Genomic DNA, 13,788 nt, shown 5'->3' on the forward strand with positions numbered 1-13,788 from the left:
CGCCATTGCGGGGTATCACGACATCATCAGATATCATTTCTTTGCGGGTTGCTTGCACACTGAACGAGCGCGGCAGGCGCATAATCGGCGTGACGGATTGATGCAGAGGAGTTGAATGCATGAGCAGAAAAGGATCCACGCGCGGCCTCGCGCTGTCACTTGCCCTGTTGACTGCCCTGCCGGCCGCTTCGGCAATGGCCGGTCCGGGGCACCCACGACTGGATGGCCCGGATATCTTCATCGGGCATGGTGGCCCTGGGCCGCTGGTACGCTGGGCCCCGGGCGGCCCCGGCCACGGGCATGGACTGCCGGCAGGCGCTCGCGGCATCTGGGTTGGCGCCACTCTCTACTACCTGGCGGCGGGCACCTATTACCTCTGGGAGGCCAGCCAGCAACAGTACCTGCCAGTCCAGGCCCCTGCTCCGGCGACACTCTCCGCCCCCGCGGTGGATGTCATCGCATATCCCTCCAAGGGGCAGAGCCAGGACCAGCAGGCCAGGGATCGCTACGAGTGCCATCGCTGGGCCAATCAGGAAAGTGGCGCGGATGCCAATTCCGCCGCCCCGCCGGTGACCGCTGGCAATGCCGACACCTATCGTCGCGCATTGAGTGCCTGCTTCAGCGGACGCGGCTACAGCGTGCAATAAGTCAGCCGGCGCGGGTCATCCCTCCGCATGCATGCAAAAAGGCCCGCCACCTCATCGTGGCGGGCCTTTGCTTGCCTGCTCGCAGAAGACCTGAGGGCCTGGTGATGTGAGTTCTGTGTCGTGAGCCTTGAAGCGAAGCGTCAGCCGCGACGCTTCTGGTGGCGCTCGCGGTTGTTGTCACGCGCCGCACGGGATTTGCGCAACATCACCAGCGTTGCCCCCAGGCCACCATGACGCTGCGGAGCACTGCTCCAGGCTTGCACCTCCGGCATCTGTTGCAGCCAATGCACCAGGTAGGAGCGAATCAAGGCAGCATGCGATTCACCATCACGCCCCTTGCCATGGATCACCAGCAGCGAGCGCAATTCACTGCCCCAGGCATCCTGAATGAAGCGATGGACCTCTCGACGACACTCGATCAAGGGCCGACGCATCAGATTGAGCTGTGCCTCCGGGGGGTAGCCGCCCTGACGCAGACGGTCCAGCACGCCCACCTGAATGCCATCACGCCGATACTCGACCGGATCATGCGGCGACAGATGCTCCACGTAACTGTCTGACAACCCATCCAGCTCATTGCCCAGCGCCTTCTGGGCCTCTTCCCGACGGGCCAGCTGTGCTTCGCTCGGTGCCCTGGGCCCCGTGGCCACATCCGCGCGATCCTTGCCACGCGTCAGAGGAGCAACACCTTGCATCTCACGACTGAACAGCGCATCCGCTTCATCAGGGGTGATCTCGCGCGAATGCGCTGCCGACATCATTGCAGGGGAAAAACGTGACATGGCACCCTCCAGTCTTCACCAGGACGTGGCAATCAGGGAGCAGGTCGTCATCAAGACCTGCCAGCGCCCGGGGCGATGGTTGGCCACCCGGGGGCGCAGAGGACGCAAACGACGACGCCCCGAGACAGAGAATGCCTCGAGGCGTCAGCCAAGCTCAAGCGTCCATGCCAAATTCGTGCGTCCACACGTCTGGCGTCACGACGGGATCAGTGACCCGTCTTGAGCTGTTCCCAGTACTTCTGATAGATCGACAGCGCATCGCCGACATCGGTCTGGAACTCGCCACGTGCGAGATCCTGCTGCGTCGGGAAGACCACCGGATTGTCACGCACCTCGGGGTCCATCATCTCCTTGGCGGCAAGGCTCGGCGTGGTGTAACCCACGTATTCGCTGATCTCCTTGCTGACTTGCGGGCTGATCAGATAATCGATGAACTGATAGGCCGCATCGACGTGACGCGCATTGGACGGGATGGCCATGGTGTCCATCCACAGTATGATGCCTTCCTCGGGATAGACGTAATTCACCGGTACGCCTTCCTCATTGGCCTGGTAGACCTCACCGTTCCAGATCAGACCGGCATCGACCTCGCCCTGCATGAACGGCACACGCGCCGCATCGGAGTTGAAGGCGCGAACATTGGGCATCAACTCGGTCAGCTTCTCGTACGCCGCCTTGATCTCGTCCGGGTCCGTGGTATTGCCGCTGTAGCCCAGGCTTGCCAGCGCGACATGGAAGACCTCGCGCATGTCATTGGAGAGCAGCAACTTGTCACGATACTTGTCATCCCACAGATCGTTCCAGCTGGTCAGCGCGCCCTCTTCGACATAGTCAGGGTTGTAACCGATCCCGGCGCTGCCCCACATGTAAGGCACGCTATATTGATTGCCCTTGTCGAAGTCGCGGTCGACCAGGTTGGGATCGAGATCCTTGAAATGGCTGAGCTTGCTGACATCCAGCTTCTGCAGCAGATTCTCGCGCGCCATCTTGTCGATGTAATACGTCGACGGGAAGACGAGATCGTAGCTGTTGTCGCTGTCCAGCAGCTTCAGCTTGGCGTACATCGCTTCGTTGGAATCGAAGGTGGAATAGATGACATCGATACCGGTCTGTTCTTCAAAGCGCTCGATGACCTCATCGGGCATGTACTCCGTCCAGTTGTAGACGTAGAGCACCTTGTCGCTGTCATCCGCGGCCAGAACGGGGGCGGATGTCGCCACGGATGCCAGGCTGACGGCAGCCATCAGGCCAGCGGCGCGCAGCGGGAAACGGGAACCTTGCATGTTATTTTTTCTCCTTGATCAACCACTGGGAAATCACCAGCAGACAGAGTGACAATCCAAGCAGCAGAGTTGCCAGTGCATTCACTTCAGGCTTGAGCCCCAGGCGCACCATGGAATAGATACGCAGCGGCAGAACTTCAAAGGTCGGACCGGTGACGAAGGTCGAGATCACGACATCGTCCAATGACAGGGTAAAACTGAGCAGCCAACCCGAGGCTATCGCCGGCATCAACGCTGGCACCAGCACATGCCAGACGGCTCGTGCTTCGCTGGCCCCCAGATCACGTGCGGCCTCCAGCAATTGCGGATTGATCCCCGACAGGCGCGAATACACCGTGATCACCACGAAGGGCAGACAGAAGGTGGCATGAGAGACCAGCAACGAGAGGTAGCCCAGCTGGATGCCCAAGGCGATGAACAGCGCCAGAAACGCGATCGCCATCACGATGTCCGGCATCATCATCACGGTAAACAGCATGCCGTTGAGCAGCGGCTTCCCCCGGAAGCGATAACGGTACAGCGCCGTGGCGGTCAGGGTGCCGATCAGCGTGGCGAGAGTCGCCGCCGTCACGCCCAGCCACAGGGTATTGAGCGCAGCATCCATCAGATTGGCGTTGCCCAGCAGCTTGTCGTACCAGCGCAGACTGAAGCCACCCCAGAGGAACGGATTGCGCGAATCATTGAAGGAAATCCCGATCAACACCAGGATCGGCACATACAGCAGCGTGAAGATCAGCGTCATGTAGCAACGACTGAACACGCGCAGGGGGCGGCTCAGGCTCATAGTGTCACCTCCCGCTTGAAGAGCTTCACGCTGCGGTAATACGCAAGCAGCAGGAAGGCCATCACCAGTGTCAGCATCACGCTGATGGCCGCCCCGAAGGACCAGTTGTTGGCTTCCAGGAACTGACCCTTGATGATGTTGCCGATCAAGGGATGACGCGAGCCACCCAGCAGATCCGACACATAGAACATGCCCATCGCCGGCAGGAACACCAGCAGCACGCCGGCGATGATGCCGGGCATGGTCAGCGGCAACACCACATGACGGAAGGTGGCCAGACCATTGGCGCCGAGATCGCGTGCCGCCTCCAGGGTCGGACGGCTGAGCTGCTCGAACACCGCGTAAAGCGGAAGAATCATGAAGGGCAACAGCATGTAGACCAGCCCGATGATCACCGCCTCCTCGGTATACAGAAGCCGCAGGGGAGTATCGATCAGCCCCAGAGTCATCAGCACATCATTGAGCAGCCCACGGGTCGCGATCAGCGTGCGCAGGGCATAGATGCGAATCAGCGAGTTGGTCCAGAACGGGATGATCACCAGCAGCAGCAGCAGCGGCTGCATCCGGGGGCTGGCACGCGAGATCATCCAGGCGAGCGGATACCCGAGCACCAGGCAGATCAGGGTCGTGACCAGGCCGATCCACAGCGAATGGCCAAACACTCCCAGATAGACTGGACTGATCATCTGGCCGTAATTGGTCAGCAAGCCCTGCCAGAGCGTGGCAGGCGAGATGTCGCCACTCAGTAGCTGCCCACTGCCCTCGGGCATCAGGCTGACCAGTACCACCAGCAAGGTGGGCGCCAGTACCAGCACGATCAGCCAGCCCCAGATGATGGTCAGCGTGGCCGTCTTGAAGGGATTGCGCACCACACTCATGTCCCCGCCTCCACGGGGGCATCATCCGGCAGGATGATTTCCCAGTCCGGCACCCAGCTGACCTTGACGCGCTCACCGAGGCGATAATCGAAGTCCGGATCATCCTCATCGAAGAACTCGCTGGCCAGCAGCTGCTGGCCACTGTCGAGCTCCAGCACCGTATCCAGCGTCATGCCCTTGTAGTTGCGCTCGATGACACGGGCCGCGAAGCCTTCGCTGTCCTCGGCGGACTTGAGTCGCATGTCCTCCGGGCGCAGCAGCACCTGCACCGCCTCGCCACCCAGGTATTCGCGGCCGTGGCTGCTCAGCTCCAGCGACTTTCCCAGCACCTCGACATGGATGCGCCCCGGCGTTGTCGAAGGCCGCTCGACGCGTGCCGCCAGCTGATTGATCTCGCCGACGAAGCGCGCCACGAACAACGTGCTCGGCGACTCATAGACTTCACGCGGCGTGCCGATCTGCTCGATCCCCCCTTCCCGCATCACGACCACACGATCGGACATGGAGAGCGCTTCCTCCTGATCGTGGGTGACGAAGACGAAGGTGATGCCCAGACGGCGCTGAAGACGCTTCAGTTCATTCTGCATCTGCTTGCGCAGCTTGTAGTCCAATGCCGAGAGCGGCTCATCCAGCAGCAGGACACGCGGGCGCTTGATGACGGCGCGGGCAATGGCGACACGTTGCTGCTGGCCACCGGAGAGCTGGTCCGGACGACGGTCGGACAGATGCGCCAGTTGCACCATTTCCAGCGCTTCCCGCACACGCTCGTGGATCTCGGCCTTGGGCACCTTCTCCATGCGCAACCCGAAGGCCACGTTGTCGTAAAGATTCATGTGCGGAAACAGCGCATAACTCTGGAAGACGGTATTGACCGGACGCAGGTGCGCAGGCGTGTGCTGCAATGCCGCGTTCTCGAGCGTGATGGTACCCGCATCAGGGTCCTCGAAGCCTGCGATCAAGCGCAGTACGGTCGTCTTGCCACACCCTGAGGGGCCTAGCAGGGTCACGAACTCACCATCCTTCAAATCCAGATCCAGGCTGTCGAGCACCTTGCGCTCGCCAAACGTCTTGGTGATGGAGCGCAACTTGACCAGTGGGGTCGTCTCAGGAGCAGAGCTATTCATCGGCAGGGGGTCACCTCCAGCGGGAAACGCGCGCGTCTCCCTGATACATGAAATGGCGCGCCGGAAATGACGCGCCACACTGTCGAGTCTTCTTCAGTTCCTGCGCGACCTGCACGCAGAAGGTCCAGCTCAGGATCTTCGCCGCTGCGCCACGGCGGTCATGCAAGCCGTTGTCCATGCCGTCATGGCGATGCGCGCGGCAACAAATCCTGAGCGACGAAACATGAAAAGGCCCGTACCGGAGTCGGGCCTTTTGCATTGCCTGGCAGCTTGCATCCTCCAGCCTCAGGCAGGTCGTGAGGTGCGCATTCTGCCCACTCGAGGGCCTGCTGTCATCTCGCATTCACCCAGGAACAACTCACGTCGCCATGGAGGAGGTGGATGACGGATTCGTCGGAAGGGGGTCGCCGGTGTGGGCAGAGCCAGATTCAACCTCACCGACACTGGGCAGAACCTCCACTAGCCCACAGTCCATGCGTTCCTTCTCGGCCTGACGCGCCTGAGCCAACGCTTCTCGCAAGGGCTCCAGACGAGGGTGCGGCGCTTCGCCGGCCTCGCCTGCCGGCAGATCCCAGGGCAGCGCTCGCGCCAGCTCCCAGAGCGTATAGTGATTGAGATCACGTCCCAGCACCCACTGACCATCCTGGGTCTGGCTGGCGATGTTCTCCTCAATCAAGGGCTTGAGTACACGACGATAGCGGCTGCCCAACACCTCGGTCAGGCTGTCATCCGAGAGCGGCTCGCCCCGTTCATGCGCATCCTTGAGCAGCATCACGGCCCCCAGGGTCTGCCAGAACGGTGGCCAGCGATGCCAGTCAGCGTTGGAGCGCTCCCCCATCCAGGCCGCCACTTCCGCCCCAAGCAACACGATGCACCAGGACAGGAAGACCCACAGCAGGAACAGTGGCACTGCCGCGAAGGCACCATAGATGGCCTGATAGGACGGGAACTGCGTGACGTAGAACGAGAACCCGGCCTTGGCCAGTTCCAGTGCCAGAGCTGTCGTCACCGCTCCCACGGCCGCATCGCGCAGGCGCACCTTGCAATTGGGTACCGCGGCATAGATGAAGGTGAAGGCCACCGCGCTCAACAATGGTGGCAACAGGCGCAGCAATACCGCCTTGCCGCCCAGCATCGAGGCCGCTGAATCGAAGAACGACAGCGAAGTCAGATAGGAAGACAGCAGGAAACCAGACCCCAGCATCAGCGGCCCGAGTGTCAGTACCGCCCAGTACATCAGAAAGCTCGACAGCCCCTTGCGCCCTTCCGGTACCTGCCAGATGGCATTGAACGCCCCTTCGATGGTGATCATCATCAACACCGAGGTGACGAACAGAAAGATGAGGCCCACGGAGGTCAGATTGCGAGCCTGGCCCGAGAACTCATTGAGGTACTCAAGCACCGTCTCGCCGGTGGAGGGCAGGAACTGGGCAAAGACGGTGGTCTGCAGTTGCTGCCCGACACCGTCAAAGCTCGGGATGACGGCGAACATCGAATAGATCACCGTCATCAGAGGCACCACCGCGAACAGGGTGGTATAGGTCAAGGCGGAGGCAGTCTTCTTGCCATCGTGATAGTTGAAACGTGAGACCAGCTTGAGGACGACCCCGATGGCAGGCGTCATCCGCTTGAGTTGTGGCAGTTGTGGCATTCTCATGCGCCCCTCTACAATGCATCCCTGATGTGAAGCTGCCGTCAGGAATCACTGACGGCACAGTCCATTCGCCTTACCGCCTGTCCGGAAACGGAGACAGTCATGCCAATGCTGAAACTCTATCACAACCCGCGCTGCTCCAAGTCACGCGAAACCCTCGCGTTGCTGGAGTCACGCCTGAAAAGCGACGAATTCGAGACCATTCGTTACCTGGACACCCCGTTGAGCCGTGAGCAGCTGAGTGCGCTGGCCGCTCGACTCGAAGGCGGGGCGAAAGCCCTGACGCGAGAGAACGAGAGTGACTGGAAGGCGCTCGCCCTTGAGGAACCCGATGATGCACGACGTCTGGACGCCATCGCTGCCACGCCCAGGTTGATGCAACGCCCGATTCTCGATGACGGAAAGCGCGCCATCATCGGCAGACCACCGCAGGATGTACTCGCCCTGCTCGACGACGCCTGATCCCTTCGTGACCTGAGGACGCCCATGTCAGCTGACACCCATTCCAGTACGTCCCCCGATACGACACCCTATGTGCTCGTGCTTTATTACTCGCGTCACGGTGCGACCCAGACCCTGGCGGAGCAGATCGTCGCTGGCATCGAGTCCATTCCGGGAATCCAGGCCCGCCTGCGCCGTGTCCCCGAAGTCTCGACGACCTGCGAGCAGACCACGCCGGAAATCCCCGACAGCGGTGCCATGTATGCCACCCTCGATGACCTGCGTCAGTGTGCAGGCCTGGCACTTGGCAGCCCGACCCGTTTCGGCAACATGGCCGCTCCGCTGAAGTACTTCCTCGACTCCACCAGCGAGCTGTGGATGAACGGGGCACTGATCGACAAGCCCGCCACCGCCTTCAGTGCCTCAAGCTCACTGCATGGCGGTCAGGAAACCACCTTGATGACCATGCTGGTGCCTCTTCTTCACCACGGCATGGTCTATGCGGGTGTGCCCTACAGTGCCACTGAATTGCTGGAAACCACCCAGGGCGGCACGCCCTATGGCACCACCCATGTCAGCGGCAAGCGCGGTGACAATGACGTGAACGACCATGAGAGACGCCTGGCCGTCGCACAAGGCAAGCGCATTGCGCGTCTGGCCCTCGCCATGCAACCCCTCAGGGAGAACCGATAGATGCGCGCCTGGCTTGAACGAATGGAACGCGAACAAGGCCTCGACACCCTCGAGGCCAAGAGCCGCCGCGGCGTGATCGTGAGCTTCGCGGCCCTGGCCGTCATCCTGCTGGTAGGTGGCATCCAGTTGATGGCCCAGAGTGACAATACCGGCCTGGTGCCGTTGTTGATTCGCCTGCTGCCCATTGCCCTTTTCCTGCCCGCCGTGCTGACTCGTCGCGCCCGCGGCCACGTCTGGCTGGCCTTCGTCAGTCTGCTCTATCTCATGCAGGGCGTGATGCTGGCCAGCGTACCCGGCCATGGGGTGATCGGCATACTGGAGGCGCTGGCGGCACTTGGCCTGTTCCTCGCCAGCATGGCGTATGCTCGCTTTCGCTCGCGCAATCTGAAGCGTCAGCCTCAGTCGTGATGCGGGCCGGCACCCCCATGGGGTAAAAGGCCGGCCGACAAGAACCTGACAGATAGCGCCCCCTGGGCGCTATCTGTCATCAGGCCTGGCGCTTTGTCTGCACGACCGGCGATTCTTTCGAATTTTCTGCCCCTTCCCTCATTTCTGTCCCTACCGCTGTCTCTTTCCGCTTCTCTTTTTCCTCTTCCCCTTTTCCTCGGCCTCGGCGCTTATCCCTTGAAGATGCGCGGAGGATTCCAATGACAGATCAGCGCTCGACGGTGGCTTGCCGGGCAATTGGCGCTAGAATCCAGAGGATTGCACTGCAGAATGCCACCTTGGCCGCATCGCCACACCATCATCGTCACGCTATGCTGATTCATCTGACCCCTTCGGGATCGGGTCGTCACGCAGCCTCGCGTGATGCCAATGCCCATTGAGCCGACAGGAACCCCGTACGCCTCATGCCTACGACACCCACCACCGATGGCGTGACACGCACCCTCGACGACGGCGCGCCCTCCCTGAAGATGGCCGAGCCTGAATCGATCACCACGGCCAGCGAATGGCTGAGTGCCCGCCAGGCGTGGCGTGAGGCGCTGCGTCAGACGCTACCGGTGATGTTCGGCTATATCCCGCTGGGAGCCGCCTTCGGGGTGCTGTTCACCCAGTTGCCCCTGAGCCCCTGGCTGGGACTCTTGATGTCGGTGATCATCCTGGCGGGTGCCGGGCAGTTCCTGGCAGTCGCTCTGCTGGGCGCTGGAGCGGGTGTCACGGAGGTGGCCGTCGCCACCCTGCTGCTCAACTCACGCCACCTGTTCTATGGCCTGTCATTGCTGGAGCGTTTCCGCGAGGCCGGAATCGCCAAGCTCTATCTCATCTTCGGTCTCACCGACGAGACCTACTCGCTGCTATCCAGCCTGCCGCGCAGCGGTGAGCGGGATGACAAGGCCGCCAGGCGCAATGATCAGCGTCTGATGCTGCGCATTACGGCGCTCAACCAGCTGTGGTGGGTATTGGGGACCGCACTGGGACTGGCGGCCGGCCAGCTTACCTTCGACAGCAGCGGCATCGAATTTGCCCTCACTGCCTTGTTCGTCGTGCTCGGCATCGAGCAATGGTACGCATTGCGGGAACGCTGGCCCTTCCTGCTGGGCCTGGTGATCACCCTGGCGGGGCTATGGGTGCTGCCCCAAGACCAACTGCTGCTCGGCAGCATCGCCGCGGCAAGTGTCCTTCTGCTCGGCCATTACCTCCATCAACAGCGCTCTCTGAGCGACGGGAGCCGGACACGATGACAACGACCCAGGCACTGCTGCTGATCGGCGTGGCCGCGCTGGCGACCTTCGCAACACGCGTGACCCCCTTCCTGTTTCTCTCACGCCATTCCGCACATCCCTTGATCCTGCACATGGGTCGCTATCTGCCGGCCATCGTGATGGTCGTGCTGATCATCGTGTCCCTGTCTGCCATGTCGTTGCCCGGCGACTCCCCCCGTGATCTGCCCTCCACGCTCGCTCGCAGCGAGCTCTGGCGCGACTGGCTGATGCAGGCCGAAGGGGCCGGCATGCTGATATCCGCCGCCTGCGTGGCCGGCCTTCACCTCTGGCGACGCAATGCGCTGCTCTCCATCGCCGTCGGTACCGGTCTTTACATGGCGTGGGTACAGCTCGGCCCCATGGCACAGGCCTGAGGCCCTTGCGATCTGGCGCTCGACGGTACACAGTCCTTACATTACATGAGCAATTCATCAAGGGAGCCCACCATGAATCGCGATATCGCTGACGTGCGCAGAACCTACTCCGGTGATGGCCTGAATCTTGACAACACCCCGGCCGAACCCTTCGAGCAGTTTCAGGAATGGCTGACCAGCGCACTCTCCGCCGATGACAACGATGCCAATGTGATGACGTTGTCCACCGTGGACAGCCAGGGCAAGCCGCACGCGCGCATCGTGCTGCTCAAGGGATACGACGCGCAAGGGTTCATCTTCTATACCAACTATCAGAGCCACAAGGGCAGCGAACTGGCCAATATGCCGCATGCGGCCTTGACGTTCTGGTGGCCTGCCATGGAGCGCCAGGTCCGTATCGAGGGTCGCGTGGAGAAGGTCTCGGACGCCACCTCGGACCACTACTTCGCCTCCCGTCCCAAGGAAAGCCAGCTGGGCGCCTGGGTCTCGCAGCAGAGCGTCGAGATTCCGGATCGCGACTGGCTCAGCGAGAGACAGGGTCGCTTCGAGAAGGTCTATGCCGACAGTGATGTCCCGCGCCCTGAGCACTGGGGTGGCTATCGCGTGGTGCCCGAGATGATCGAGTTCTGGCAGGGCCAGCCATCACGCCTGCACGACCGGGTCCGTTATCAGCGTCTGGATACCGAAGACAATGAGTGGCACAAGGTGATGCTCGCACCGTGAGTGGCACCTGATCGCCCCACGCTCTCGAAGGCTCCGCCATGGCGGGGCCTTTTGCGTGAAGGCGCCTGCGTGCTGATCGAAACACGCATGCCCCTTACGCCAAGCCCCTCGCACCATGCCCCTCTCGCCATACCCCTCACATCACGCCATGCGGCACCCGCGATGCGATCCCATCGACGCGGCATGCGAGATCAAGCATGACTTGCCCTGCGCCGTGCCAGAACAGACAATGGCCGGCTTTTCGGTGCAGGGCATGCTCAGGTCGGCGACAGCTGCACGGCTCATGTTCTGCATACACCGTCACATGTTTACAGGAAGGGAGGCCACATGGCCTGGGACGACAGTGCAACACCCAAGGTGGCTCGTCAGACGCTGGTAGATCGCCTGCTGGCAAGCTACACACCTTCCGATCACCATGGCATCTCGCTGGTGGATCACGCCGTGGTCGGCAATGTGCTCTACACCGTGCTGGAGCATCCCCATGGTCATACCTTCATTCGCCAGCATCTGATGCAGGCTCCCCGACAGGGTGACCCCAGCCGCTGGGAATACCATATCCGGGATGAAGGCACGCCAGATATTCCGCTGCAATGCCCACCGGCACTCCTGGCGCAGTCCACTGCCCCCGGTGAGATTGCCGCCCAGTGGCGAGAGGCGACCCGCGCCGCGCGTGAGGATGTCGCGGCGCGCAAGCGCAAGATCAAGAAGCTCAGGAAAGGCGAGCGCCTTGCGGCACTGGATGGCAGCGAGGTGATCTTCGTGCGGGCTTTCACCGCCAGCCTGTTCATCGGGCGAGCTCCCGACGATACCGAGGAGGAGGAATACGAGTATCACTGGGAAGACATCGATCTGCTGGCCTCCCCGCTGCCTGACGAGTGACGGCGAGCTCGTCACCCGCCTTGCCGACCATCACCGTCGAACCGCCCATCGTCATCTGTGAGACCCCATGCAGCCACAAGCCGACCCGTTCATCGTTCCGCCCTGTCGTGAGACCTACAAGGTGCTTTACGCGGATGAGGACATCCTGCTGATCCACAAGCCTAGTGGTCTGCTGAGCCTGTCGGGCAAGCATCCGCTCAATCTGGACTCGCTGCACCATCGGCTGGTCAAGGAATACCCGACCGCCAAGCTGCTGCACCGTCTGGATCTCGGCACATCAGGCATCATGCTGGTGGCACTCAACAAGCCGGCCAACGGCAACCTGACGCGCCAGTTCCAGGCCCGGACCATCGACAAGTCCTACCGCGCGATGCTGCTGGGACACGTCGAGCAGGACAGTGGACGGATCTCGCTGCCGATTGCCAAGGACGTGGATCAGTTCCCGTTGCAGAAGATCTGCCATGAGACAGGCAAGACCGCCATCAGTGACTATCGCGTGCTTGAGCGGCTCGAGGCCCCCAGGCGTACCCGGGTCGAATTCACGCCCGTCTCCGGGCGCACCCACCAGCTGCGCATCCACAGTCAGCAGTTGGGCCACCCCATCCTGGGCTGCGATCTGTATGCCAGTGATGAAGCCTTCTTCATGGCCGAGCGCCTGATGCTGCATGCCGAGATGATCGCCTTCGATCACCCGGTCAGCGGCGAGCGCATGCAAGTCCGCAGCCCCTGCCCCTTTTGAGCGTCGCTGACGTCCCGCATCGGCGAGACGGATGGTGAGACGGATGGTGAGACAGATAGACGACCCTGATAGACGAGACGCCCCCGCAGGCAAGCCTGCGGGGGCGTCTCGTCGTGGTCTTACTCACATTGATGGCAGGCCGAGGTGGACTAGACCGCTGCCATCACGATGAGGTTACTGAGCCGTTGCCGGCAGCCACTCATTGACGATATCCGGATGGCTTTCCACCCACGCCTTGGCCGTCTCGTAGGGGTCTGCATCATCTTCCTGGTTGTTGAGCATCACCTCGCCCATGTCCGCCGGGGTCCAGGCGAAGTTGTCCAGGATCGCGTAGACCTCCGGCATGTCCTCCTTGAGCCCCTTGCGTGCCAGGGTATGGATCTCCTCGGCACCGCCATAGACACCCTTCGGATCCTCCAGGTACTTGAGGTCCCAGCGCGCGAACATCCAATGGGGGGTCCAGCCGGTCACCACGATATCCCGCTCGCCCTTGATGGCATTGCTCAGTGCTGCGGTCATGGTCGCACCGCTACCGGTCGTGAGGTCGATATCCTCGAGATCGTAATCCTCGAGCACCTGCTCGGTGAGTCGGGTCAGGCCGGCGCCTGGCTCGATACCGACGATACGCTCATCAATCTCGTCGGCATGCGAGGTGATGTCCTCGATGGACTCGAGCTTGCTGTACGCCGGGACCACCAGGCCAAGCTTGGTGCCCTCGAGGTTGACTCCCAGGTCCTCGACCTTGGGCCCGACCTTGGCCATGTAGTCTTCATGGGTCGTGGGGAGCCACGCACCGACCATGCCATCAGCATCACCAAAGGCGACCGCCTGGAACATCGCGGCGGCGGACAGCGCCTTGAGCTCGACGTTGTAGCCCTGGGCTTCCAGCACCGCTTTCACGACATTGGTGGAGGCGACCTCGGAGGACCACTCGACATACGCCAGGGTGACATCTCCCTTGTCACCTGCCGCATGAGCCGCGCTGACACCGACCACCGAGGATGACATGGCGGCCCCCAGCAACAGTGCCTTGGCGGTGATGGTCAGATGGCTACGTGAAGTACCTTGCTTATTCATCAAC

General features: G+C 61.8%; 16 protein-coding genes. 9 read left to right on the forward strand and 7 right to left on the reverse strand.

Translation table 11 applies throughout. From position 1 onward, the window contains the following. Positions 1–119 precede the first annotated feature (119 nt). Positions 120–647, forward strand: a complete 528-nt coding sequence (locus BFX80_RS09600) for a hypothetical protein (protein WP_084208710.1) — start codon at positions 120–122, stop codon at positions 645–647. Between the two features lie 140 nt (positions 648–787). On the opposite strand, the gene smrA is transcribed toward BFX80_RS09600, so the two are convergent. From smrA to BFX80_RS09630, 6 genes are all read right to left on the reverse strand, one after another. Next, positions 788–1,429, reverse strand: a complete 642-nt coding sequence (smrA, locus tag BFX80_RS09605; protein WP_308483181.1) for a DNA endonuclease SmrA — start codon at positions 1,427–1,429, stop codon at positions 788–790. 206 nt (positions 1,430–1,635) lie between these two features. Beyond that, positions 1,636–2,712 carry an ABC transporter substrate-binding protein gene (locus BFX80_RS09610; protein WP_205632690.1) on the reverse strand — a complete coding sequence of 359 codons (1,077 nt, stop codon included), beginning with the start codon at positions 2,710–2,712 and terminating at the stop codon, positions 1,636–1,638. 1 nt (position 2,713) lies between these two features. Beyond that, positions 2,714–3,496, reverse strand: a complete 783-nt coding sequence (potC, locus tag BFX80_RS09615) for a spermidine/putrescine ABC transporter permease PotC (RefSeq protein ID WP_077376552.1) — start codon at positions 3,494–3,496, stop codon at positions 2,714–2,716. Continuing rightward, a complete protein-coding gene (gene potB / locus BFX80_RS09620; RefSeq protein ID WP_084208711.1) occupies positions 3,493–4,374 on the reverse strand; it encodes a spermidine/putrescine ABC transporter permease PotB in 882 nt (293 codons plus the stop codon). Before potB ends, potC begins: the two co-directional genes overlap by 4 nt. Further along, entirely contained in the window at positions 4,371–5,498 is a 1,128-nt protein-coding gene (potA, locus tag BFX80_RS09625; protein ID WP_084208712.1) for a spermidine/putrescine ABC transporter ATP-binding protein PotA, read from the reverse strand. Before potA ends, potB begins: the two co-directional genes overlap by 4 nt. A 358-nt stretch (positions 5,499–5,856) precedes the next feature. Further along, entirely contained in the window at positions 5,857–7,155 is a 1,299-nt protein-coding gene (locus BFX80_RS09630; protein ID WP_077376561.1) for a YihY family inner membrane protein, read from the reverse strand. A gap of 99 nt (positions 7,156–7,254) precedes the next feature. On the opposite strand from BFX80_RS09630, the gene BFX80_RS09635 reads away from it, so the two are divergent. The 8 genes from BFX80_RS09635 to BFX80_RS09670 all read left to right on the forward strand — a co-directional run bounded on the left by BFX80_RS09635 (position 7,255) and on the right by BFX80_RS09670 (position 12,707). Continuing rightward, positions 7,255–7,614, forward strand: a complete 360-nt coding sequence (locus BFX80_RS09635) for an ArsC/Spx/MgsR family protein (protein ID WP_084208713.1) — start codon at positions 7,255–7,257, stop codon at positions 7,612–7,614. A 24-nt stretch (positions 7,615–7,638) separates the two neighbouring features. After that, positions 7,639–8,286: an NAD(P)H:quinone oxidoreductase gene (gene wrbA, locus BFX80_RS09640; protein WP_077376567.1), complete on the forward strand. Its 648-nt coding sequence runs from the start codon at positions 7,639–7,641 to the stop codon at positions 8,284–8,286. Beyond that, a complete protein-coding gene (locus tag BFX80_RS09645; RefSeq protein ID WP_084208714.1) occupies positions 8,287–8,694 on the forward strand; it encodes a DUF2069 domain-containing protein in 408 nt (135 codons plus the stop codon). 443 nt (positions 8,695–9,137) lie between these two features. Beyond that, the gene (locus tag BFX80_RS09650) at positions 9,138–9,971 is read left to right on the forward strand and encodes an AzlC family ABC transporter permease (protein WP_240499524.1); all 834 of its coding nucleotides are present in this window, start codon (positions 9,138–9,140) and stop codon (positions 9,969–9,971) included. Further along, entirely contained in the window at positions 9,968–10,366 is a 399-nt protein-coding gene (locus tag BFX80_RS09655; RefSeq protein ID WP_077376573.1) for a branched-chain amino acid transporter permease, read from the forward strand. Before BFX80_RS09650 ends, BFX80_RS09655 begins: the two co-directional genes overlap by 4 nt. A 72-nt stretch (positions 10,367–10,438) precedes the next feature. Further along, positions 10,439–11,089, forward strand: a complete 651-nt coding sequence (pdxH, locus tag BFX80_RS09660) for a pyridoxamine 5'-phosphate oxidase (RefSeq protein WP_084208715.1) — start codon at positions 10,439–10,441, stop codon at positions 11,087–11,089. 327 nt (positions 11,090–11,416) lie between these two features. Next, the gene (locus BFX80_RS09665; protein WP_077376582.1) at positions 11,417–11,968 is read left to right on the forward strand and encodes a hypothetical protein; all 552 of its coding nucleotides are present in this window, start codon (positions 11,417–11,419) and stop codon (positions 11,966–11,968) included. A 67-nt stretch (positions 11,969–12,035) separates the two neighbouring features. Continuing rightward, on the forward strand, positions 12,036–12,707 hold the full coding sequence (locus BFX80_RS09670; protein WP_084208716.1) for an RluA family pseudouridine synthase: 672 nt from the start codon (positions 12,036–12,038) through the stop codon (positions 12,705–12,707). Positions 12,708–12,881: 174 nt separating this feature from the next. Here the strand turns inward: BFX80_RS09670 and BFX80_RS09675 are convergent, their stop codons facing one another. Further along, positions 12,882–13,784, reverse strand: coding sequence for a glycine betaine ABC transporter substrate-binding protein (locus BFX80_RS09675; protein WP_077376588.1), 903 nt, complete (start codon positions 13,782–13,784; stop codon positions 12,882–12,884). Positions 13,785–13,788 lie beyond the last annotated feature (4 nt).

The sequence above is a fragment of the Cobetia marina genome (genome assembly GCF_001720485.1).
GTDB lineage: Bacteria > Pseudomonadota > Gammaproteobacteria > Pseudomonadales > Halomonadaceae > Cobetia > Cobetia marina.